This window comes from Daejeonella oryzae DSM 19973 (genome assembly GCF_000422945.1).
GTDB lineage: Bacteria > Bacteroidota > Bacteroidia > Sphingobacteriales > Sphingobacteriaceae > Daejeonella > Daejeonella oryzae.
Genome location: NZ_AUHA01000003.1, coordinates 222,696 through 247,302, shown reverse-complemented (window position 1 = coordinate 247,302; position 24,607 = coordinate 222,696). Strand labels below are relative to the sequence as shown.

At 38.6% G+C, this 24,607-nt stretch carries 20 protein-coding genes; 13 read left to right on the top strand and 7 right to left on the bottom strand.

The genetic code is table 11. The annotated features are described in order from the left end of the window. Positions 1 to 9 precede the first annotated feature (9 nt). The 7 genes from G521_RS16805 to G521_RS17770 all read right to left on the bottom strand — a co-directional run bounded on the left by G521_RS16805 (position 10) and on the right by G521_RS17770 (position 7,808). The gene (locus G521_RS16805; RefSeq protein ID WP_036678943.1) at positions 10 to 1,224 is read right to left on the bottom strand and encodes an efflux RND transporter periplasmic adaptor subunit; all 1,215 of its coding nucleotides are present in this window, start codon (positions 1,222 to 1,224) and stop codon (positions 10 to 12) included. A gap of 11 nt (positions 1,225 to 1,235) precedes the next feature. Beyond that, entirely contained in the window at positions 1,236 to 2,573 is a 1,338-nt protein-coding gene (locus G521_RS16800; protein WP_051189623.1) for an efflux RND transporter periplasmic adaptor subunit, read from the bottom strand. Further along, complete coding sequence (locus G521_RS0108625) at positions 2,551 to 3,798, bottom strand: TolC family protein (protein WP_026898179.1); 1,248 nt, start codon at positions 3,796 to 3,798, stop codon at positions 2,551 to 2,553. The genes G521_RS16800 and G521_RS0108625 overlap by 23 nt, the downstream gene beginning before the upstream one ends. Then, positions 3,785 to 5,734 (bottom strand): efflux RND transporter permease subunit, encoded by a 1,950-nt coding sequence (locus G521_RS18430; protein WP_026898178.1) that lies wholly within the window; start codon positions 5,732 to 5,734, stop codon positions 3,785 to 3,787. The genes G521_RS0108625 and G521_RS18430 overlap by 14 nt, the downstream gene beginning before the upstream one ends. Further along, positions 5,724 to 7,028 (bottom strand): efflux RND transporter permease subunit, encoded by a 1,305-nt coding sequence (locus G521_RS18425; RefSeq protein ID WP_026898177.1) that lies wholly within the window; start codon positions 7,026 to 7,028, stop codon positions 5,724 to 5,726. Before G521_RS18425 ends, G521_RS18430 begins: the two co-directional genes overlap by 11 nt. A gap of 5 nt (positions 7,029 to 7,033) precedes the next feature. Continuing rightward, the gene (locus G521_RS16795) at positions 7,034 to 7,285 is read right to left on the bottom strand and encodes a heavy metal-binding domain-containing protein (RefSeq protein ID WP_036678938.1); all 252 of its coding nucleotides are present in this window, start codon (positions 7,283 to 7,285) and stop codon (positions 7,034 to 7,036) included. A gap of 130 nt (positions 7,286 to 7,415) precedes the next feature. Further along, positions 7,416 to 7,808, bottom strand: coding sequence for an HYC_CC_PP family protein (locus G521_RS17770; protein WP_026898176.1), 393 nt, complete (start codon positions 7,806 to 7,808; stop codon positions 7,416 to 7,418). Positions 7,809 to 8,169: 361 nt separating this feature from the next. Here G521_RS17770 and G521_RS0108595 point away from each other — a divergent pair, with 361 nt between their 5' ends. The 13 genes from G521_RS0108595 to G521_RS0108520 all read left to right on the top strand — a co-directional run bounded on the left by G521_RS0108595 (position 8,170) and on the right by G521_RS0108520 (position 24,606). Then, a complete protein-coding gene (locus G521_RS0108595; protein WP_026898175.1) occupies positions 8,170 to 8,778 on the top strand; it encodes a YceI family protein in 609 nt (202 codons plus the stop codon). 32 nt (positions 8,779 to 8,810) lie between these two features. Continuing rightward, positions 8,811 to 10,151: a hypothetical protein gene (locus G521_RS0108590; protein WP_026898174.1), complete on the top strand. Its 1,341-nt coding sequence runs from the start codon at positions 8,811 to 8,813 to the stop codon at positions 10,149 to 10,151. A 66-nt stretch (positions 10,152 to 10,217) separates the two neighbouring features. Further along, positions 10,218 to 10,826 (top strand): YceI family protein, encoded by a 609-nt coding sequence (locus tag G521_RS0108580; protein WP_026898173.1) that lies wholly within the window; start codon positions 10,218 to 10,220, stop codon positions 10,824 to 10,826. Positions 10,827 to 10,891: 65 nt separating this feature from the next. Further along, a complete protein-coding gene (locus G521_RS0108575; RefSeq protein ID WP_036678776.1) occupies positions 10,892 to 11,326 on the top strand; it encodes a hypothetical protein in 435 nt (144 codons plus the stop codon). An 8-nt stretch (positions 11,327 to 11,334) separates the two neighbouring features. Beyond that, positions 11,335 to 11,742 (top strand): hypothetical protein, encoded by a 408-nt coding sequence (locus G521_RS0108570; protein ID WP_026898171.1) that lies wholly within the window; start codon positions 11,335 to 11,337, stop codon positions 11,740 to 11,742. A gap of 264 nt (positions 11,743 to 12,006) precedes the next feature. Next, complete coding sequence (pta, locus tag G521_RS16785; RefSeq protein WP_051189619.1) at positions 12,007 to 14,148, top strand: phosphate acetyltransferase; 2,142 nt, start codon at positions 12,007 to 12,009, stop codon at positions 14,146 to 14,148. Beyond that, positions 14,129 to 15,340, top strand: a complete 1,212-nt coding sequence (locus G521_RS0108550) for an acetate/propionate family kinase (protein WP_026898170.1) — start codon at positions 14,129 to 14,131, stop codon at positions 15,338 to 15,340. Before pta ends, G521_RS0108550 begins: the two co-directional genes overlap by 20 nt. A 93-nt stretch (positions 15,341 to 15,433) precedes the next feature. Beyond that, positions 15,434 to 16,618, top strand: a complete 1,185-nt coding sequence (locus G521_RS0108545; protein ID WP_026898169.1) for a PAS domain-containing sensor histidine kinase — start codon at positions 15,434 to 15,436, stop codon at positions 16,616 to 16,618. Then, positions 16,615 to 17,682: a response regulator gene (locus tag G521_RS0108540; RefSeq protein WP_026898168.1), complete on the top strand. Its 1,068-nt coding sequence runs from the start codon at positions 16,615 to 16,617 to the stop codon at positions 17,680 to 17,682. Before G521_RS0108545 ends, G521_RS0108540 begins: the two co-directional genes overlap by 4 nt. Before the next feature lie 83 nt (positions 17,683 to 17,765). Further along, positions 17,766 to 18,758: a 2-hydroxyacid dehydrogenase gene (locus tag G521_RS0108535; protein WP_026898167.1), complete on the top strand. Its 993-nt coding sequence runs from the start codon at positions 17,766 to 17,768 to the stop codon at positions 18,756 to 18,758. A gap of 34 nt (positions 18,759 to 18,792) precedes the next feature. Continuing rightward, positions 18,793 to 20,145, top strand: a complete 1,353-nt coding sequence (gene hemN / locus G521_RS0108530) for an oxygen-independent coproporphyrinogen III oxidase (protein ID WP_026898166.1) — start codon at positions 18,793 to 18,795, stop codon at positions 20,143 to 20,145. Positions 20,146 to 20,258: 113 nt separating this feature from the next. After that, positions 20,259 to 22,061, top strand: coding sequence for a hypothetical protein (locus tag G521_RS0108525; protein ID WP_026898165.1), 1,803 nt, complete (start codon positions 20,259 to 20,261; stop codon positions 22,059 to 22,061). 127 nt (positions 22,062 to 22,188) lie between these two features. Beyond that, positions 22,189 to 24,606 carry a heavy metal translocating P-type ATPase gene (locus G521_RS0108520; protein ID WP_026898164.1) on the top strand — a complete coding sequence of 806 codons (2,418 nt, stop codon included), beginning with the start codon at positions 22,189 to 22,191 and terminating at the stop codon, positions 24,604 to 24,606. Position 24,607 lies beyond the last annotated feature (1 nt).

Genomic DNA, 24,607 nt, shown 5'->3' with positions numbered 1-24,607 from the left:
CAATAAAACTTAATCATGCTTCATTGTATTATGCCCTACCGTGGGATCAGATCCTTTTTTTAATATAAATTCACTGGATAATAAATAGGTTCCACTGATTACTACTTCTTTAACATTTTCCAAGCCTGAAGTGATAATGATTTGTGTTTCATCTTCTTCTCCGGTTGTAACCATTCGGGGTTCAAAGGTATTTTTTGCCGTTTGAATCCATACATGTGCACCTTTTGCATCTCTCATAACTGCTTCGAGAGGTAAGCTCATGGCTGCTTTTATCCGGCTTGCAGGCAACAAAACCGTAGCCTGCATTCCCGGTTGAAAATTACCAGGATTTTGTATCACTGCCCTCACTTTCAAAAGCTGACTTGCAGGATCAATTTGCGGGGAGATATAATTTATTTTCACCGTTTGCTCCTGAGCATTTAATCCGTTTACAGAAACTTTTAATAAACTTCCTATCCTGACCTGCGAAACCTCTGCTGGGTATACATCTGCTTCGACCCAAAGCTGATTAAAATTTTCTAGCCTCATAATCGGGCTTCCTTCAGAAACATACTGTCCTTCGTTCACACTCAATTCATTTACAATGCCTGAAACTTTTGCAAAAACAGTTACGTTTGGCGAAACTTTGGCGCCATTGTTTAATGCCGAAATCTGAGCGTTTGAATAACCAAAAAGTCTAAGCTTACTTTTTGCTCCTTCCCGCAGAGTTTTATAAATCTGCTCATCAGGAAATGCCGCAGCTTGTTTTACCTGCAATAAATAATCCTGCTGAAGGGTCTGTAATTCCTCACTGTAAATTTCAAAAAGCGCCTGTCCGACAGAAACCGGCCGACCTGTTTCTTTTATATACAGCTTTTCTATTCTTCCCGCATACCGGCTTGAAACAACTTCTGTCAGTTCCGGATTGTTTAGCAAACGGCCATTTAAAACTTTGGAACTTTTAAAATCTCCGCTGCTTACCATTGCTGTTTTGATATTTGCAAGCTGCACCTGGCTTTCACTCAGAATAATTTCCTTACTCGTTCCTTTGCTATTAACCGGAACCAGATCCATCCCGCAAATAGGACATGTACCAGGCCCCTCTTTTATAATCTGCGGATGCATCGGACAAGTATGCTTCTGGATTGAGTTCTCTTTTGCTTTTTTATCAGTGCATGAGGATAAAAAAACTGAAGCAGATAGAACTGCAAATCCAAGGAAAATATATAAAATTTTATTTCTCATTATAGAATTCATTATAAGCGGTTCACTTTAATAAAACTTTCGCTGTCTACCAGGAACCAGGCATTTTCTGCAACTTCCTCATCTTTTTCCAGGCTATTTCCAACATCCACCCAATCATCATTTATGGTTCGTACTTCCACGTAAACTGCTGCAAATGCTCCATTTTTTTTAATAAATGAGACATACCGCGTTCCGAGCTGAAGTACAGCTGTTCGTGGCAGCCAGATACCCGGTTTACCCTGAAGCTCTTTCCCCACACTAATCAGCTGACCTACTTTCCAATTTTTTCCCGGATTGGGAACTGTTGCTCTCACCAGCGAATAATTTGACCCCTGATTATAGTAAGGCTGAATGAGACTGACCGATGCTTTAACATTTTGAGCCGGATTGTCAATTGCCTGCACTTTGACAATACTTCCTCTTTTATATTCACCAATTTGCTCAGGAGTAACATAAAATTCCGCCCAAACCTGATTGGCATTCATCAGGCTAAAAAGTTTTTGACCTGCAGAAATATACTGACCTTCCTTTAATTGTAAAGGCGTTCCCTGATTTACATCCGGAACAGGAGGAGGATTCCCGGAATTTGCTGAGGAGCCCATTGATCCCATAGAAACAGCCTGATCAGCTGATGAAGAACTGATAACCGTGCCGCCTGCTGATGGTGGAATACCGCCTGAAGCTGCGGAATTTTGCTGTTCAGCAACATATCCGCTGTACGGACTATATATAGTTACCGAATAATTTATTTTTCCGGTTCTGATGAGTCGATTTATTTGCTGTTGTGTAAAACCCAGTAAACGAAGTTTACTTTTTGCAGCATTCATTAACTCCGGCTCATTGTTATTTTTCAGGAAAAGTAATTCCTGCTGAGCATTCACCAGATCCGGACTATAAATATCCATCAATTTCTGACCCTTATTTACAGCCTGATAATTGTATTTTACATATAAGCGTTCTATTCTTCCGCCAACTCTCGCAGAAACAGAGTTCCAGTTATTTGTATTATAATTAATAACGCCTTTTACACTGCTTTCAGAAAAACGATTGCCTTTTTGCGGCTGCACAGTTTTGATGGAAGACAAAATGCTTTCATCGGTAGGTTTTACCAGCATAGACAAACTATCATTAGCTGCATGGCCTGAATCAGCTTTTACGACAACCAGATCCATTTTACAAATCGGACAAATCCCGGGCTCATCACCTACAATCTGAGGATGCATAGGACAGGTATACTTTGTTCCTTCTCCCTCATGGGCATGCTTTTCATTATTTAAATTGCAGCTCAGGAGCATAACAACTGCCAGAAAAAAACTAACATGAAAACTACCTTTCAATATTCTTTTCATAGTCCACAATCATTTTATAAAACTTTTTTAACTGATCCAGATAATTCACCTGCGCCATATTCACCGTTTCCCAGGCATCAATTACCGTATTTAAATCCGCCTTGTTTTCCTGATAAGAGAGCATGGAGACTTTCATGTTTTTACTTAAAGCAGGAAGTATTTTATTCTCATAGTTTTCGAGGTGATGATGCATGGTATGGGTTTCGTTCTCAAGCATTTTGGTCATTCCGAGCATTTCATTTAGCATCGCTTGTTTCTGCTGCCTCATGGCCTCCTGCTCAAAATTCATGGATTTAATTTCAGATTTATACATTTTTGATGACCATGGAGCAATTGGAATAGAAAGCATACCCATTACTGTAAATTGACGGGGCATCATGGATGAATAACTAGACATATGGTCAAACCTCAGCCGGAAATCAGGCTTAAAATCCTGTTTAACCTGGTTAATGTTTAATGACATAGCAGTTATCGAACGTTCCATTTGTAAAATATCACTTCGTTTTGAAGCCAGATACGCCGTATCAAGTTGAGGTAAAGGATTAAATTCAACCTTATATAGGGTATCAATAGCAAAGTCAGTGGAAGCGGGCCGGTTCATCAGGCTGTTTAAAGCAATTTTATAAGACCGAACAGAACTTTGCGTCATAACGATCATATTATCCGCTTCATAAAAACGACCTTCGGCTTTAAAAACCTGGTTTAAAGCACCCTGATTATACTGATACCTGATCTCTCCGAGTTTCCTCATTGTTTGCATAATTGCCAGGTTTTCTTTCTGGTAAGCAATCAGCTTATGAGCGATTAATAAATCATAATAAAGTTCTTTAGCCTTTGCCCGTAGCTGGTTAGCCAATACCCCCTGTTCAGATCTTGTAATGGAAGACTGAGCCGCCAGATATCCGGCTTTGGCTTTGGTCTTAGCAGGATTTGGAATATCCTGCTCGGCAGAAATCATAAATGCGCCTTTATCACCGGCTTCCATTACTTTCTGACCCGGATATGGAGTCATAAACGTACCTGCGCCAACCATTGGAGCCATCCATGCCCCGGCACCCTCTACTTTGGCATCCTGACTTTTAATCCGGTTTTCAAAAGATCTTAAGGCAGGATTATTCCTTTCAATTTCCAGAAGTATTTCATTCAGACTAAGGATTTCCTGGCCGTATAACAGGCCTGAATTCAATAGAATTATGATCAGAATAAATTTCTTAATGTGTTGCATCGTGTACCTCCAGTTTTCCAAATTTTTTCAATTCATATTCTTTCGTCATCAAAAATATAAGCGGTGTTACCAGAAGAATATGCGTAGAAGAGGTTAAAACTCCTCCGATCATGGGTAAAACAATGGGCTGCATCACATCACTGCCAACCCCCTGAGACCATAAAACAGGAATCAATCCGAATAATGCCACGCATACGGTCATTAATTTGGGGCGAAGTCTTTTGGCAGCTCCATTGATAACATATTCACGTAAATCCTCATTCGTTATGGTTTCTCTTGAGTTACCCTTTAAGGCAATTAATTGTCTCATAGAATCATTGAGATAAATAACCATTACAACGCCTGTTTCTACCGCAATACCGAATAGGGCAATGAAGCCTACAGCAACCGCTACAGATAAATTAACTCCCCAGAAGTACACCAGAAAAGCTCCTCCAATTAATGCAAAGGGAATAGTTACCAGACTTAAGAATGCTTCTCTGGCAGATTTAAAAGCCAGGTAAAGGGAAAGAAAAATGATAAACAATACGATAGGCAAAACATACAATAATGTCTTTTGACCACGAATCAGATTTTCATACTGGCCGCTCCATTCTACAAAATATCCGTTCGGCAGTTTTAGGTCTTTGTTTAATTTATTTATGGCTTCCTGAACGGTATGACCTAAATCCCGTTCCCGAACATTAAACATAACCGCTCCTCGTAGAATAGCGTTTTCTGAAGTGATCATGGGCGGGCCGTCCACAAAACTGATATCGGTTACAGCCGACAGAGGAATAGTACCTGCATCCGGAGAAACCAAGGGAATACGTTTCAACTTATCCAGGCTGTTGCGGAAATCCTGGCCCAGGCGCAAATTAATGTTAAATCGCTGTCTGCCTTCAATTGTTGTAGCAAAAGGGGCTCCGCCGATTGCCGTTTCTACAGTCGCATTAATATCATCTACTGTTAAACCATAGCGTTCTAATTGTTCTCTTTTAATATTAATTTCCAGATATTTTCCTCCTGTAACCGGCTCTACATACAAATCTTTTACTCCTTCTATATTCTGCAGAATTGTCTGTACCTTTTTAGAAACCTGATCAATCTCTCTTAAATCCTGTCCGTAAACTTTTACACCAACATCGGTACGTATGCCGGTTGAAAGCATATTAATACGGTTTATAATGGGTTGCGTCCAGCCATTTACCACCCCGGGAATTTGCAATTTGTTATCCAGTTCGGTGATGATATCCTTCTTGGTAATTCCGGCACGCCACTCACTTTTAGGTTTAAGTGAAATGATAGTTTCTATCATGCTGATTGGAGAATTATCTGTTGCAGAACTTGCCCTTCCTGCTTTTCCTAAAACATGATCTACTTCCGGAACAGATTTTATAATCTTATCCTGAACCTGTAGAATTCGTTTTACTTCCGCATTTGAAACATCCGGCAGGGTTACCGGCATAAATAATATGGATTGCTCATCAAGCGGAGGCATAAATTCTCTTCCCAAACTGAAAACTAAGGGAATGCTGATTAATAAAGCCAGAATATTTATTCCCACAGTTGTTTTACGATGTTTTAAGCAAGCCCGAATGACTGGTTCGTAAATCTTTTCAAGTCTGCGGTTTACTGGATTCTCCTGTTCAGAACGAAAGCGGCCTTTCATAAAAAAGGAGATCAGTACAGGGGCCAGTGTCACTACAAGAATGGCATCGATAATGAGAATAAACGTTTTAGTAAATGCCAGCGGATGGAACAGTTTTCCCTCCTGCCCTGTTAAAAGAAATACCGGCAAAAATGAGGCAATAATAATTACTGTGGAATAAAAAACACCTCGTGAAACTTGCTGACAGGCTTTTTCGATAATGCTTAATCGCTCTTGGTCACTTAGTTTTACATAATCCGGCGATTTCTTTTCCCGACTGAAAAAGCTTTTGAATTTACTCTGCATTTGTTATTTCCCCCTTTCTTAATTCATTTAGTTCCGCCTGGCGGATGGAAAGATGCTTGTACGCATTTTCTGCCATGATTATTCCGTTGTCAACAATCACCCCAATGGCAAGTGCTATACCCGTTAATGACATAATATTGGATGTAATATCAAAAGCATTGAGAATAATGAAACTGGCCGCAATAGTAATCGGAATCTGGATTATGATGCTGACAGCACTTCTCCAGTGAAAAAGAAAAATGATAACAATTAGCGAAACCACAATCATTTCTTCAAAAAGTGTTGTCTTTATGGATGATATGGATTCTTCAATCAGTTTACCACGATCATAAACAATATTAAAGCTCATTCCTTCGGGAAGACCTTTTCCCACTTCAATCATTTTTGCTTTAACGCTCTTGATAACTTCATCAGCGTTTTCACCGTAACGCAAAACCACAATGCCACCAACGGCCTCGCCCTCTCCATTATAATCAAATATGCCAAGCCTGCTTTCTCCCGCCATTTGCACGGTTGCTACATCGCGGATTTTAACAGGAATAGAATTTTGAGTACGCACAGCCAGGTTTTCAATTTCCCGTATGGATTTAAGATAGCCGGTGGTTTTAATAATATACCCCATATTACTCATCTCAAACTTCCGTCCGCCGGCTTCGTTATTATTGGATTTTACTGAACGCATAATATCGTTCAGCGTCAGCTTATAATAGGTGAGTTTATTGGGATCGATGTTGATCTGATATTGTTTCTGGAAACCTCCAAAAGAGGCAATTTCACTCACTCCCTGAACATTCTGCAGGGCAAATTTAATATACCAATCCTGCACCGCACGCTGCTCGCCAAGGTCCATGCCTTTTGCATCAAGAGTATACCACAATACATGTCCCACTCCTGTTCCGTCGGGTCCCATATTGGGATTTACACCTTCGGGCAAAGTATTTCCAAGGGAATTCAGACGCTCAAGAACCCGAGAACGGGCCCAGTAGACATCTACATTATCCTCAAAAATTATATATATAAAACTCATCCCAAACATGGAATTTGCCCGCACATATTTAACTTTCGGGATTCCCTGCAGATTAGTTACCAGGGGATATGTGACCTGATCCTCAATAATCTGCGGACTTCGTCCCATCCATTCGGTAAATACAATTACCTGATTTTCTGACAGGTCTGGTATTGCATCAATTTTAGAGGTGTTTACCGAATACACCCCCCAGGTAAATATTCCGCATGCAATTAGCAGGATGAGGAACCTGTTTCGTAATGAAAATGAAATTAATTTTTCAATCATTTCTATTAATGCTGATGACCATCATGAGAGTTATCTGTTGAAGCTTCTGCTTTCTTTTCAACCAGATCCATATTGCATTGAGGACATTGACCAGGTTTGTTACTAATCACTTCAGGATGCATGGGGCATGTATACGTTAATCCGGCAGTTTGAACAGCATTGCTGTCAGCAGAAGTATTGGTTTTTTTTTCTGAAGACGTACATGCGAAAAATAAGATGGAAATAGTGGCGAAGAATACAATCAAAAAAGATTTCATAGCAATTGATGATTTAGGATATGAGAATTTCATATCGTGAATAAGGAAAATTATTAAATAGAATACATTAAGAAAAGGCTGTTATAGCCCAGATCAGGCCGGAAGAAATCCGGAAAAATAAAGAAGGGTATTAAATAAGGTAGGTACAGTTGCGGATGAAAACAGGAATCTGATTTGTTCTGGGAGGTGCGTTCCCGTAAGGATGACCCTGAGCACTTATACCGGTAAATTGTTCAGAAACGATCTGATAAGATAGTATAGGAATATCTAAAGAAGGCTGGTTAAACTGAAATAGAGTTTGTGATGCTTTTTGAGATTTTTCAACTTTAAACTGCTGATGCTGGTCCTTGCAGCAATCTTGTGCTGCGGCCTTTTTCATGGAACAATTATCGCAATTGGCAGCCTTGTTTTTAGAAAGTCCCCACTCAAAAAGCTCCCCCATGCAATAATGAAAATGCACCGTCGCACCGGATGAAACACCCAGATAAAAAACAGCTAATATGGTGACGACTAACTTCTTCATTATAATCAGCCACAAATATTATTAAAAAATCTTATTAAATTTTATATAATTTTTTGAAAAGGTTTACAACATTCTATACCTGCTTAAGCAAATCAAACTTAAATATTTACAGACGGACACTATCTCCTATTAGTGAATTCCTGCTCCCTAATGCGATTACCCGCAAATAGAATTCGCTTTTTTAAATAAGAATCAAATATTTTAAAAAAACCGGGTTTTCAGGCTTTTGGTACACATATTTAATTAATAAAAAACTCAATATGTGCTGAAGATTACTTTTTTTCAGTCCGCATGTCATTATCTGGCAGAGGGCCAGTAGATACCTTTGGATTATAAATAATAAGCAATTAATTAAAGCGACATGAAACAACTAAATAATGCACCGAAAAAAGTCAATGGATATATTTTCAAAGCTCTAACACTATTTATGGTAATTGGCATTACTGCCTGTTCTCAGGCTCAAAGTCAAACTGCATATAAGCTTTCAGATGGATCGCATATAAAAGTATCCGGAACATCTAACATGCACGATTGGGAAATGCAGTCAAAAAGCTTTTTATCTGAAGGAAACTTTATAATGAAAGCCGGACAATTACATGACATCAGCTCTCTCAATTTTATTCTTCAGGTTAACAATCTAAAAAGTAAAGATAAACTGATGGATACAAGAGCTTATAAAGCATTGAAAGCAGAACAGTTTAATAAAATAACTTTTAAGCTTCTTGAGGCTACTGTTGTTCCCGGTCAAAAACTTATTAAGGCAATCGGAAACCTTACCATTGGCGGAGTAACAAATAAAATTGCTCTTCAAACATCATATGTTTTGAATGCAGATGAAAGCATTACCTGTAAAGGATCTAAATCAATCAAGATGAGTGATTACAAGATAAAAGCTCCTTCATTTATGATGGGTGCACTTAAAACAGGCGACGAAGTGATCATTGATCTTCTGTTAAAACTTAAAAACTAAACATTAATCAAACAATAATTAATACTAATGATATGAAAGCTAAAACTTTTACCCTCTTAAAAGCATCAGCATTAATGCTTGCCTGCTTAAGTACCGGAATAGCTGCTGCACAGGTTACACCTGAACAGACTGAGGTTGCCAACCTACGTCCTTACGATAAATCCGGCATCAATGTTTTTGAGTCCCCAAAAGATACCAATGCGGTTTTTAATCGTCTTAAAGTTGATTTTGGAGCCGGTTTTACTCAATCTTTCCAGGGACTAAAACATGAAAATACCGGCGGCGGCTTATACCGTATGTCTCCGGGATTTAATACTGCAAATGCCAATTTATATATGGATGTGCAGCTGGCAGACGGTATCCGTTTAAATTTAACAAGTTATTTATCTGCCCGTCACCATAACGAAACCTGGGTAAAAGGCGGTTATATTCAATTCGATAAACTTCCCTTTAAAGGACAGGTTTGGGAAAATATCATGAAAGTTACCACCATCAAAGTTGGACACATGGAAATTAATTATGGCGATCAGCATTTCCGCAGATCAGATGGTGGCCACACTCTTTATAACCCATTTGTTGAAAATTATATTCTGGACGGCTTCACAACAGAAATTGGCGGAGAAGTATTGGTTAGAAAAAATGGTTTATTCGGAATGCTTGGAGTTTCTAATGGTATGATCAAAGGAAATATTGACAGCCTTACTCCTACACTTCAAGATGATAATATCCATAAATCACCAGCAGTTTATTTTAAAGGTGGTATAGATAAACAAGTAAATGATCTGCTTCGTGTACGTTTTGCAGCATCTTACTACACAAACAAAAGTTCTGGCGGCCAGACACTATATGCAGGTGACCGTACAGGTTCTAATTACTTCATGACCATGGAGAAATTAGGAAGCACAGCCTCAGCAAACTTTACATCTGGTCGTGTAAATCCGGGCTTCAGTAAAAAAGTAGATGCGTTCCAGCTTAACGGTTTTGTGAAATTACAAGGATTAGAATTGTACGGTACCTACGAAGCCGCACAGGGAAGAACTAAAACTGAAACATCCGACAGAAAAGCTACCCAATACGCTATGGATGCTGTATACAGATTCGGAAAAGCAGAAAATTTGTTCTTCGGTGTTCGTTACAATGCAGTTCAGGTAAGGTTAGCCAATGTGGCTGCAGTTGGAACAAGCCCGGCCATTACCTACAACGATGATATCAATATTGATCGTATGGCTTTTGGAGCAGGATGGTTTGTTACTAAAAACGTTTTATTAAAAGGCGAATATGTTAAACAACAGTTTAAAAATATACCGGTTGCAGATTTCCGTAACGGTGGAGAATTTAACGGGTATGTTGTTCAGGCAGTAGTTGGTTTCTAAAACAAAATTAAAAAAGCAGTCTGATGAAAAATCAGGCTGCTTTTTTTTTCAGTTACAGCTTTTATTATGATTTATTTAAAGCCAGTTTTAATTCTTCTGTTAATCTTATTTTCGGGTTTTAGCCTGGAAAACAAGAAGCCGGCTTATTTAACTAAATGGGTAGTTACTAAAGGCTGCTCATTAAAGGTTGGAGGCAGTACTAATATTAACAAGTTTAACTGCATTATCGCCAATTATTCAAAGCCGGATACCTTAACTTTCTACAGTAATAATACTTCAGAATCATTAAAAATTACCGGTTCTCTAAAGCTGGATGTACAGAATTTTAATTGCTTTAATCCGGTTATGACCGGAGATTTACGGAAAACTTTAAAATCGAAAGAATTCCCAAAACTAACTATCAGGCTTTTAAGCTTAAGCCGTTATCCCGAATTTAATAACAAGTTAAATACCATTAAAGGGGTGGTTACAATAGAATTAGCCGGAACTACCAAACGCTTTGAAGTTGATTACCGATTTGTATCCGACGGAATTAAGTCTATAAATCTGATTGCCCGTCGACAGGTAAAATTTTCTGATTTTGACATAGTACCGCCCAGAAGAATCGGGGGTATGATTCAAACCAATAATGAACTGGATGTTGAATTCAATTTAAATATGAAGGTGATAGACTAAAATTTTTCTGCCTCAGAATATCTGTTTAAAAGTCGTAGTACGCTAATAATATAAACTAAACCAGCATGAATTCAGAACACGAATTGCAATTACAAAAACTTTATAAGCTAAGCAGACAACAACTATCAGAGCTTGTGTTCTTTGACGATGAAGTGAAGTTTCTTAAAAGTTTATTTGATAAAAAATTCCTTGCCCTGCTAAAAGATATTCATGTAAACAGGGCTCAGATGATTAATTCTGAGCTTTATCAATTAAACATGGTAAAAGTAAACATCACTGCTGATGTATTGAAACACCAGGGAAACCTGCAGTCAAAAATCAAGAATTTACTACCCAAAAGTATAGATTTCCTGCAACTTGAAAATGGCAGAATTGAGGATGAAATAAAGGATTTAAACAAACACTTTAAGAAAATTAAAAAAGAAATTTTCTTGATATACAAAGACATTACAGGTGCAGAACTGGCAATTAATTCTAATACTCATCCTGTTAAAAATTAATATTCAAAATGAAAAAAATTTTAATTTCCGGACTGATAGCAGGAATCACTTTATTTATCCTGAGCTATGGAGGGTTATTTCTTGCTGTACAATTTTTCCCAAGCTTGTTTATTGAATATAATAATCCATTATTCAATTCTGATGGAAGCAGGGATATTCTTTTTTACCTGCACGCATTTGTAATCAGCATGGCGCTTTCATGGTTTTGGGACAGATTCAAAATATTATTTAAAGGTCCGGCAATTTTACGGGGTTTTGAGTTCGGGTTGGTTTATGCTATCGTTTCATTGCTTCCGGCAATGTGGATAACCTTCAGTTCTTTAGACATTACATTTACAATGATATTAAGCTGGTTTTTATTCGGTTTAATGCAAGCGATTGTAGCAGGATTAATTTTTGCAAAAACAAATCCCTGAAAAGATCCGTGATTTTAGAAGTTAATGATCCATGAAAAAGATATAAATTTTCTGATCATTAACCTGGCTTATTTTGCTTTAAACATAATCCCAATTTTCTTCAAACAGCCTTTCTGCTAGTTTTGATTGTAGAAAATTATTCCTGAAAACAAACGTTCATTCCTCTCGGGATGATAAAAAGAGTTAAGCCATTCTCCGCTGATTTGATTATTTTTGGCCTCATTCAACATCGCCCGATCATCCGTTCCACACAATCTTTCAAAAATGACGAACACAATTTTTATAGCATCAGCAGAATCTTACAGCGGCAAATCATTGATTGCTTTGGGACTGATGAACATGCTTCTGGGAAAAGCTCAAAAGATCGGATATTTTAAACCTATCATCAATCAGGATCCGAGAGAAAAAAAAGATGTCCACATTCAAACCATTATAGAGCATTTCGGACTTTCCATAAAATTTGACGAGGCGTATGCGTATACCCGACAGGAGGCCATGCAGCATCTGGAGGGCGAAAGTCAGGGCGAAATGATCGATACCATTATCAGCAAATTTAAAAAGCTGGAAGATAAATACGACTTTATCGTACTGGAAGGAAGCGATTTTATCGGGGAAGGTGCGGCTTTTGAATTTGAATCGAATGTCCTAATTGCCAAAAACCTCTCCGCTCCTGCCATTCTGGTTGTTTCAGGAGAGAATAAATCAACAGCTCAAATAATTCAGGCGGCATTAAACATCTTTCATAATTTTGAAACACGTGAAATACAGGTACTAGCAATTGTTGTAAATAAAGTAAATCCCGAACAGGTTCAGGATGTTGACGAATTGTTAAAGTCGCAGCTTCCTTCTGATATTATCCTCTCCATAATTCCTGCTGATAAAGGTTTGTCGAGCCCCACCATTAAAGATATTTATGATGTTATTGGAGGTAAGATATTATTTGGCCAGGAACACCTTTCTAACCAGGTAGATAATTTTGTTACCGGCGCCATGCAGGTACCAAATTTCTTGAATCATATTACCGAAAATGTATTGATTGTAACTCCCGGAGACCGCGGGGATATTATCATTTGTTCATTACAGGCAAACCTTTCTTCAAGCTATCCTAAAGTTGCAGGCATTGTACTTACTGCCGGTTCAGAGCCCGAAGAACCTATCATGCGTTTAATTGAAGGCCTTCAGAATGTGGTACCTATTATTTTCGTTAAAACATTAACATTTCAAACTATTACTCAGATAGCATCTATTAAACCCCGGATTGGTCCCGGAGATACAAAAAAGATACAACTGGCAATTGATACCTTCAACAAATATGTAAACGTTCTGGATCTGGATAAAAAGATAGTAACGTATGAATCAGAGACCATTACACCTCACATGTTTCAGTACAAACTTAAAAAATGGGCCAAAAGCCAGTTAAAAAACATTGTACTGCCCGAAGGAAATGATGAAAGAATTCTTAGAGCGGCAGCACGACTGACATCACAGGAAATTGTAAACTTAACTTTATTAGGAAATCCTGCAGAAATAGCCGCATCCATCAAACGCTTAGGCTTGAATATGGATTTCAGCAAAGTCAGAATTATTGATCCGGCTACTTCAGAATATTATGAAGAATATGTAGAGACCTTGTATGAGTTACGTAAAGACAAGAATGTAACCATGGAAATGGCCCGCGACTTAATGACTGATGTTTCTTACTTTGGAACGATGATGGTTTTCAAAGGTCAGGTCGATGGAATGGTTTCGGGAGCAACCCATACCACCCAGCATACCATACGGCCGGCTTTACAGTTTGTTAAAACTAAACCCGGAATATCCACTGTTTCATCGGTATTTTTCATGTGTCTGGAAGATCGGGTTTCTGTTTTTGGCGACTGTGCTGTCAATCCTAATCCTACTGCCGAACAATTGGCAGAAATTGCTATTTCATCTGCGGATACAAGCAAACGCTTTGGCATTGAACCCCGTATAGCCATGCTTTCGTATTCTTCAGGAACTTCCGGATCAGGGGAAGAAGTAGAAAAAGTAAGGCGTGCTACTGAACTTGTTAAAGCAAATCGTCCCGACCTTAAAGTGGAAGGCCCGATACAGTATGATGCAGCAGTTGATCCCATTGTAGGAAAACAAAAACTTCCCAATTCGCAGGTTGCCGGCCAGGCAAGCGTGCTTATTTTCCCTGATCTGAATACCGGAAACAATACGTATAAAGCCGTTCAGCGTGAAACCGGAGCTTTGGCTATCGGGCCGATGCTGCAGGGACTTAACAAACCGGTTAATGATTTAAGCCGGGGCTGTACAGTTGATGATATTTTTAACACCGTTTTAATAACTGCCATTCAAAGCCAGGAATTATCAACCCTTAACCATAATCAGACTAACATTAATGAACATACTAGTAATTAATTCGGGCAGCAGTTCTATTAAATACCAGCTTTTTAAAATGCCTTCAGAGGCGCCAATCTGTAACGGGCTGATTGAACGAATCGGCTTAAAGGATTCGGTAATTACCCATAAAATTTATACTAAGGGAAATGAAAAAGTAATCAGTCTTACTTTAGATCTGAAAGACCACGAAGCCGGAATTCTGGAGGTTGGAAGATTACTCACAGAACCCGGTATTGGCGTGATTCAAAATCCGGGAGAAATAGAAATTGTTGGCCATCGTGTGGTACATGGGGGCGAAAAATTTTCTAAAACGGCTGTTATAACTCCGGAAGTAAAAAAAGAAATCAAAAACCTTTTCCAACTGGCCCCTCTTCATAATCCGGGCAATTATTTAGGAATCGGGGTAACAGAAAAGATATTTACAAATGCTACACAGGTGGCTGTTTTTGATACTGCTTTTCATCAGAGTATGCCCGAAAAAGCATTTCGCTATGCTATTCCAAATTCGTACTATACAAACCATGGAATTCGTGTTTATGGATTTCACGGAACAAGCCACAAATATGTAGATGAACAGGCCAGAAAATACCTGAATCAACCGCAGGCTAAAATTATTACCATCCATTTGGGAAATGGATGCAGCATGGCCGCCGTAAACGGTGGACAATGCATGGATACCAGCATGGGACTTACGCCCCTGGATGGTTTAATTATGGGTACACGATGCGGAAATATTGACGCATCTGTAATTTTCCATATGGTTTCTCAACTTGGGCTGGATATACAGGAAGTAAACACCCTGCTTAACAAGCATAGCGGAATGATTGGCCTTACCGGAAACAGTGATATGCGGGATATTACATCTTCTATTAAAAATGGGGATGAGAAATCTCTTCTGGCCTATGAAATGTATGCCTACAGGATTAAAAAATACATTGGATCTTATGCAGCCGCATTAAACGGGATTGACGCTATTGTTTTTACTGCCGGAGTTGGCGAAAATGATATTCTCATCAGAGAGTTAATATGCGAGGAAATGGAATTTTTCGGCATTAACCTGGACATTGAAAAAAATTCTGTAAGATCGGGTTCTTTGAGGGATGTAAGTTTAGAGGGTGCAAGGACAAAAATTCTCATCATTCCTACCAACGAAGAACTTGAAATTGCAAATCAATGTGTTGACCTTTTAAATAAGGAATTTAAGAATTAATTTCAAAATATTTCATCAGGGCTTACAGTTCACGAACACCATTCAATAATATTTCTGCAAAGAATTCTATTATGTTTGTACTTTACCCTCTAAATGGAAGAAGCAAAACTCTTATACGCAATTATCAATTCGGCAATTGATGGAATTATAACTATTGATGAGCGGGGAATAATTGAATCCATCAACCCGGCTGCATTAAGTCTTTTTGGATATCAGGAAAAAGAAATAACAGGTAGTAATGTTTCGGTATTAATGCCTGAGCCTTATAAAAGTGCACACAACGGCTATCTTCATCATCATCAAACCACGGGAGAAAGAAAAATAATTGGTATCGGAAGAGAAGTTTTAGGATTAAGGAAAGATGGATCAACTTTTCCTTTCAGGCTTGCTGTGGGAGAAGTGAAATATGAAAACAGGAGAATTTACACCGGTTTTGTTCATGATCTTTCAAAAGAAAAAGCGGCTGAATACAACCTTAAAAAATATACCGAAGAATTAGAACAACGCATCCTGGAACGCACCCAGGTTTTACAAACGCTGGTTAATGAGCTTGAAAAAGCCAAAGAAGATGTAAGTATATCTTTGGAAAAAGAAAAGGAACTGAACCAGTTAAAAACCAGGTTTGTTTCCATGGCTTCGCATGAATTCAGAACGCCTCTCAGTTCGGTGCAGCTCTCTGCCTCTCTAATTGACAAATATGCACAAAAGCCTGATTTTGAAAATATCCATAAACATACCGGCAAAATTAAAACTTCGGTAGGCCATCTTACGGGCATTTTAAATGATTTCCTATCGCTGGAAAAACTGGAAGCCGGTAAAACTGAAGCAGAATTCCAGCAATTTGATATTGTAAAATTCTCTGAAGATTTGATTGAAGAAATGCAATTATTAGCCAAGCAAAACCAAAATATTGTTTACCAGCATACGGGCGTTTCGAGCAAAGTTAATCTTGATCCGGCTCTTCTGAAAAATTCGGTTATTAATCTGGTATCAAATGCAATAAAATATTCGGGTGAAAATACTTTTATAGAGTTTAATACAGAGCTAACAGAAACTGAACTATGCATTATGGTAAAGGATAATGGAATCGGTATTCCTCAGGAAGAGCAAAAATATTTGTTTGAGCCGTTTTTCAGAGCAAATAATACCGGCAATATTCCCGGAACCGGATTGGGCTTAAACATAGTTAAGAGATACGCTGAATTAATGGGCGGAGAAGTTATTTATAAAAGTGCCCAAAATCGCGGAACCACAATTACTTTAATGTTTAAACAATGAAAGCTCCCACTAAAACCGTTTTATTAATTGAAGATAACCAGGATATCCGCGAAAGTACTGCCGAAATACTTGATCTTGCAGACTACAAGGTTTATACCGCAGAAAATGGTAAAAAAGGTGTAGAACTGGCTCAAATTCACCTTCCGGATATTATTCTCTGTGACATTATGATGCCCGAGCTTGATGGTTACGGCGTGCTTTACCTGGTGAACAAGAATCCTCAGACATCAGATATTCCTTTCATATTTCTAACTGCAAAGGCAGAAAGAACAGATTTTCGGAAAGGAATGGAAATGGGTGCTGATGATTACCTGACCAAACCTTTTGACGATATGGAGCTTTTAAATGCCATTGAAACCAGGTTACAGAAAAGAGCGCAGATTAAAAAGAATGCAGGCAATTCTGCTTCACTTGACGGCTTGCTAAACGAAGCTCGATCTGCAAAATTGTTAAATGAACTCTCCGAAAACAGCCGCATCCGCAGCTATAAAAAGAAGCAAAGTGTTTATATGGATGGCGATCATCCCTCTAGTGTATACATGGTTAAAAGCGGAAGCATCAGAACTTACATGATATACAAAGATGGCCGCGAAATATCAACGGGTATTTTTTCGCTGGGCGAGTTTTTTGGATACGATTCTGTTTTACTTAATAAACCCGGAGCAGAAAACGCAGAAACTCTGGAAGCCTCAGAACTATATTTAATTTCCCGCGATGAATTCAACAATTTGCTTTTTAAGAATCCCGGAATATCCAAAAAATTTATTCAGCTGCTATCCGGCAGTGTTCAGGAAAAACAGGATCAACTATTAAAGTTAGCCTATAACTCCGTTCGGAAACGTGTAGCAGATGCACTGGTGAGTTTGGCAGAAAAATTTGGTGAGCCCAATTCTGATCTCCGGATAATTAAAGTTTCACGCGATGATCTGGCCGCCATGGTTGGCACGGCAAATGAAACAATAAGCCGAACTCTTGCTGATTTTAAAGATGAGCACCTGATAGAAAAAGAAGGCAGCAAAATTAAAATTCTATCATTAAGCAAGCTTAAAAACGTAAAACAATAAGTAACGAAGGTCATTTTTTCACTTGATTAGCCTCATGGCTATAGTATCTGCATCCGCTTAATTTTGATGTAAATATTGATTACATGAAGGCGGTAGCATATAGCATTAAGACGTGTGAGAAAGAAATTCTTATTAAGGCTAATAAGAAAAAGCACGATATAACGCTTATATCTAACAGGTTAACAATTGACACAGCTTCTTATTCGGCTGGAAAAGATGCGGTAATAGTATTTTCCAGCGACGATCTGTCAGCTCCAGTTATTCAAAAACTCAAAGAACTGGGCGTAAAATATATTTCAATCAGATCTACCGGAACTGATAATATAGACCTTGCAGAAGCCAGTCGACTGGGAATTAAGGTTGCAAATATCCCGGCTTACTCTCCTCAATCTATCGCAGAACATGCAATTACATTAATACTTTCCCTTTCCCGTAATATTATTCCTGCACATCAGCAGATGCTGGAATATGATTTCTCTCTCGATAATCTGGTTGGCACAACCATAGGCAATAAAACCATAGGTATTATCGGGTGCGGAGAATCAGGTCGTTCGCTGGCCCGCATACTTCGGGGATTTGGTTCAAGAGTTATTGTGTTTGAACCGCAGGACGTAAAACAACAATGTGATGAGTTAGGTGCAGAGCAGGTTTCTTACAATGAATTACTCAGCCAGTCTGATATCATTTCACTCCATCTTCCGCTCAATGATCAAACCAGGCATATGATTAATTCAGAATCTATCTCTAAAATGAAAGATGGAGTCATGCTGATCAATGTAAGTCGCGGAGCACTTTTTAATTCTGAAGACGTACTTACTGCACTTCAAAATGATAAGATCAGTAAGATCGGGATGGATGTTTATGAATTTGAACATGAATATTTCTTTTTTGATCATAGCCACAAACCCATCTCAGACCTGATGCTTAAAGCATTTATACAAAATTCAAGGGTACTGATCACTCCTCACCAGGCTTTTCTGACTAAAGAAGCCCTGCAGGTAATTGCAGAAAAAACTATCGAAAACCTGGATAACTGGAAAGAAGATAAAAACACAGAAATGCTGGCTTCTGCTTAAAAACCCTATTGCCTATCTCTATTAACAAAATACAATGACCACTTCTGAACTGATCAAAAAATACAATGTAGCAGCTCCCAGATATACCAGTTATCCTACAGTTCCCTATTGGGAAACAGAAGCATGGACTGAGGAGGAATGGCTTATCTCAGTAAAGAGATCCTACCGCGAGGGCGGTTCAGAGGGCATCAGTTTATATATTCATCTGCCATTTTGTGAAAGTCTTTGTACGTATTGCGGCTGCAATACCCGTATCACCAAAAATCATACGGTTGAAGATCCTTATCTGATTGCGGTTATTAAAGAGTGGAAAATGTATTGCGAGGTATTAAAATGCAAACCGCTTATCCGGGAAATTCATCTGGGAGGCGGAACTCCAACTTTCTTCAATCCCAATAATCTCGAAAAATTAACATTGGGGATTTTAAATGAGGCAGAAGTTACAGCAGATGCAGAGTTTTCATTTGAAGCGCATCCTGCAAATACAACATTGGAACATTTAGTAACGCTATATAATCTGGGCTTCAGAAGATTGAGTTTGGGAATACAGGATTTTGATCCCAAAGTTCAGGAGATAATTAACAGAAAACAATCTGTTGAACAGGTTCAGCAGGTTACTTCACAGGCCCGAAACCTGGGTTATACATCCATCAATTACGATCTTATCTACGGATTGCCTTTACAGCAATTATCAAGTGTAGAAAATACAATCCGAGAAGTGATAAAGTTGATGCCCGATCGCATTTCGTTTTACAGCTATGCGCATGTTCCCTGGCTAAAACCAGGACAGCGCCGCTTTACTGAAAACGATTTACCCGCCGCCGATGAGAAAAGAGCCTTATACGAAAAAGGGCTAAGTCTGTTGAAAGAAGCAGGTTATGCTGATATCGGCATGGATCACTTTGCGCTGAAAACCGACAGCTTATACACAGCCGCTAAAAACCAAACACTCCACCGTAATTTCATGGGATACACCCATCAATACACACAGCTTTCCATCGGACTTGGCGTTTCTTCCATTAGTGATAGCTGGTACGGTTTTGCACAGAATGTAAAGCAGCTAGATTCCTATTTAAATCTAATTTCTGATGGTAAATTACCCCTCTTTAAAGGTCACATTCTCACCTCAAACGATCTCAAATACCGCAAAATCATTTTGCATATTATGTGCAGAGGATTTGCTGAGTTAGATTTAGAAGATCCTCAGTTACTGGATATTTTAGTTCGTTTAAGTTCCCTTCAAAAAGATCGGCTTATTCATCTGGAAGATAATCGCTTACAGGTAACAATTGCCGGACAAGCTTTTTTAAGAAACATATGCATGGCATTTGATGAAAGGCTATGGGAAAAGCAGCCTGAAAGTCAGATATTCAGTACTTCCGTTTAGAAAAATTAATTGAAAAGGCAGCAATGATTTCTTTTAAAGGCATATACAATCCCGGTTGATTTCTGCAAGCTCAAACCCTACTATTATATAACCTCAAATAATCCTATTATAAAATGAGTCATACATTCCATATTCCGGTTCTTGGTCTCTCCTTTTCTATTGATACACCTGTTAAAGTAGCCCGTTACGGTATTTCATCTGTGATTTCCATTGTTGATGATGAACTGATCGAGCGAATGAGGGAATTTTATCTGAAGCAGGTAAATAAGGTTTACGCCGCTATCAAAAAAACAGAGGATGATCATCGTGCAAAACGTATTACCGCATATCTTGACCTGGTTTCTGATCTGGTAGATGAGCAATTTGAAACTCTTAAAAATCTTCCCTTTCTTCCCGGAACAGACCTGAGCAAATATTTTGACCTTCTTCCGGATACATCCGCAAGCAAAATTTTGTATTTACAAATGCTTGATGAAAAAAATGAAGATCAGAAATTAAGCTATCAGGAACATTTACGCACTCTAATAACCAAAGGTTCTATAGATGTAAACCTCATGTCAAAAGTAGACCGGATTAATTACGATAAAAACGGAAATTCATTCGGCGATCAGTTTTCTGATGCTTTGGCTGCTTTACGGGGTTTCGCTAAATCAAAACTAAACTCTTCACTGGTTCTTTCGGCCGGAATGAACCCGAGATTATACAGCTATCTGGAAGAATTTCCAGACTTTTTCCCATCCGGGGATGAATCAGCACTTAAAAAAGTAATCCTCAAAGTGAGCGATTTCAGATCTGCTTCTATTCAGGCTAAATTTCTTGCAAAAAAAGGGATTTGGATTCATGAATTCAGAATAGAATCGGGATTGAATTGCGGGGGTCATGCTTTTGCAACAGAAGGCTTGCTGCTTGGCCCCATCCTGGAAGAGTTTAAGCAAAAAAGAGCAGAGCTTGTTCAGGAGCTTTCTGAAATTTACAGCAAAGCACTAAACGCAAAAGGAATTTCAGGACTTAAAATTCCTGCTACCCGGATAACCGTACAGGGTGGAATCGGCACTTTTCTGGAAGATGACTTTCTTCAAAAATATTATAATCTGGATGGCACCGGCTGGGGAAGTCCGTTTTTACTGGTTCCTGAAGCTACTAATGTTGATGCTGATACCCTGCAACTGCTGGCCGGTGCAGGCAAAGAAGATTTTTATATCAGCGGTGCATCGCCGCTTGGAATTCCGTTTAATAATTTCCGCAAAAGTACAGCCGAGACTCAGCGATTAGAACGCATAGCAAAAGGAAAACCCGGTAGTCCCTGCACTAAAAAATTCCTGGTGTCCAATACAGAATTCACAGCAATTCCCATTTGCACGGCATCAAGGGAATACCAGAATCTGAAATTAAAAGAGCTAAAATCCAGAATGATTTCTGAAGAAAAATATCAGCAGGAATATAATCTGATAACGGAGAAAACCTGCCTTTGCCAGGGATTAGCTACTGCCGTTTATATAAAAAATGATATTTTAAAATCCCGTGAAAACAATGCAGTAGCAATTTGTCCAGGCCCAAATACCGGTTATTTCTCAAAGATTTATTCACTGGAAAATATGGTCAAGAATATTTATGGTAAATTAAATCTTTTAGAGGGAGTAGAAAGGCCGCATGTTTTTGTAAATGAGTTGAGTTTGTATGTAAGTTATCTTAAAAAAGATATTGAAATGAATATCAAAACATTAACAGACAAAAAAGTTAAGCAATTGATTCGTTTTAAAGAACAGCTTTTGATTGGAGTTGATTATTACGCGACATTGGTTCCAGAACTCAAAAAAAATTCAACAGCCTTTAATGACCGTTTTATAAATGATCTGGAACAAATCAAACAACTTGTAAATCGGATTAATTTTCCTGCACCGCTCCTACCTAAATAATTAAATATGAGTAGTGCAGATATCAAATTTGGGTTTTTGAATGTGATCTAAATCATTAATAGCAATAAGAATTATCATTTCAGATTGCACTATCTTACAACACCTTTGTTTTTTATAATAAAGTTGAATGGCTACATATACCTTAACAGATAACCAATGCTACCATTGCGGAACCGCAATAACGAGTACAGGTTATATACTGGATGAAAAAAATTTCTGCTGTATTGGCTGCCAGAGTGTTTATCAGGTATTAAATTCAAATAATCTTTGCAGTTATTACAGTTATAATGATTCTCCGGGACAAACTCAACATTCAGAATCAAAGCATTTTGAATACCTGGATGAATCCGGAATAATTACCAGGCTGATTGATTACAGCGATGAAAACATAACTACTGTTACATTTTACATACCCGCCATACACTGCAGTTCCTGCATCTGGCTACTGGAACATTTACATAAGTTAAATGCTGCAGTGGTAAACTCCCGCATAGATTTTTTAAAAAAGCAGGTATCCATAACATTTAAACAGCAGCAATTTTCTTTGAGAAAGCTTGTAGAACTCTTAGTTTCTTTGGGATATGAGCCCCTTATCAGTTTACAGGATGTTGTTAAGGATAAACAAAACACAGATAACCGCGATCTGATCAAAAAAATTGCAGTAGCCGGTTTCTGTATGGGAAACGTAATGCTTTTAAGCTTTCCCGAATATTTCGGGCTCTCTTCATTCGATCAGCAATTTAAATCCTTATTCGGATGGCTTAATCTTGCCTTTGCAATTCCTGTTACCTTTTACTGCGGACGCATATTTTTCAGCTCCGCCTGGGCGGGATTAAAACATAAAATAATCAATTTGGATGCACCCCTGGCATTAATTATAGCCGTTTTGTTTCTCAGGTCGGCATTTGAAATCATCAGCTCAACCGGACCGGGATTTACAGATACGCTAACGGGATTAATTTTTCTGCTGTTAATGGGCCGTTGGGTGAAGCAGCGCACCTATCATCACCTTTCTTTCGACAGAGATTACCGTTCTTATTTCCCGGTAGCGGTAACTGTACTAAAAAAGGAAATGGAAAAACCTGTTGCAATTGAGGAATTAAGTATCGGAGACCGCATTCTTATCCGAAATAATGAGATTATTCCCGCAGATGCGATCTTAATGAGAGGAGAAGCATATGTGGATTTTAGTTTCGTTACCGGAGAATCGGCGCCGCTTAGGAAAGTATTAGGAGAAATGCTTTACGCCGGCGGTCGTCAGATAGGTGAAGCTATTGAACTGGAAGTAATAAAACCTGTTTCACAAAGCTACCTAACGGGATTATGGAATAACGAAACCTTTAAAATTACTGATAATAAGCTCCAGAATTTTAATGATATGATTGCCAAATACTTCAGTCTGGCAACTTTTATCATCGCTTTCAGCGCTGCTGGTTTCTGGATCTATTCTTCAGATAGCAGCAAAGCGTGGAGTTCATTTACCGCAGTTTTAATTGTTGCCTGCCCATGTGTGCTGGCTTTAAGTACACCTTTTACGCTTTCTGCGGTTTTAAGCATCTTTGATAAAAACCGTTTTTATTTGAAAAATACCGATGTAGTTGAGCAGCTTGCAAAAATTGACACCATCGTTTTTGATAAAACCGGCACCATTACTTCGGCAGATCTGATCCATCTTTCTTTCTCCGGAGATTTATCTGCTGAGGAAAAAATATTAGTGGCTTCCCTTGCCAGAAATTCAAGTCATCCCCTGAGCAGGGAAATAGTGAAATGGCTTGATGTAAACACCTTCCGGGAGGTTATGAATTTTACCGAAATTGCGGGAAAAGGTATTTGCGGAACTGTTAATGGCCGGCAGTTAAAGTTGGGCAAATCCACATTTGTTTCTTCGGGAAAACTTAGTCAGATTGATTCTGCACAGGTACAGCTGGATATCAATGGAATTTACAAAGGTTGTTTTAAAATCAAACAGCAATGGAGGTCCGGGCTGAACCAACTCTTACAAACGCTTTCACAGCATGCCGATTTACATTTACTGTCGGGAGATAATGAAAGTGAGCGGGAGAATTTATCGCATTTTTTTCCGGTTCCGGAACAAATGCACTTTGCACAGAGTCCGCAAAACAAACTGGATTATATAAAAAATTTGCAGTCGGAAGGTCATAAAGTAATGATGCTTGGCGATGGGTTGAATGATGCCGGCGCATTAAAACAAAGCAATTTAGGCGTAGCGGTAACGGATAACATAAACAATTTCAATCCCGGTTGTGACGCAATTCTCGACGGAAGTTCGATGATGAGTTTATCCCGTTTTATGACTCAGGCAACCGATGCTGTCAAAACGATACACATGAGCCTGGTAATTTCAGCATCCTATAATCTTGTCGGAATTTATTTTGCTGTTCAGGGAATTTTATCCCCGCTTACTGCGGCTGTTTTAATGCCATTAAGCACCATTACCATTATTATTTTCACATCGGTAAGTGCACGGTATTTCGCCGGCAAAAACAGATTAAATTCACCTGTTGAACAGGTTTTTAAAGTCTGAT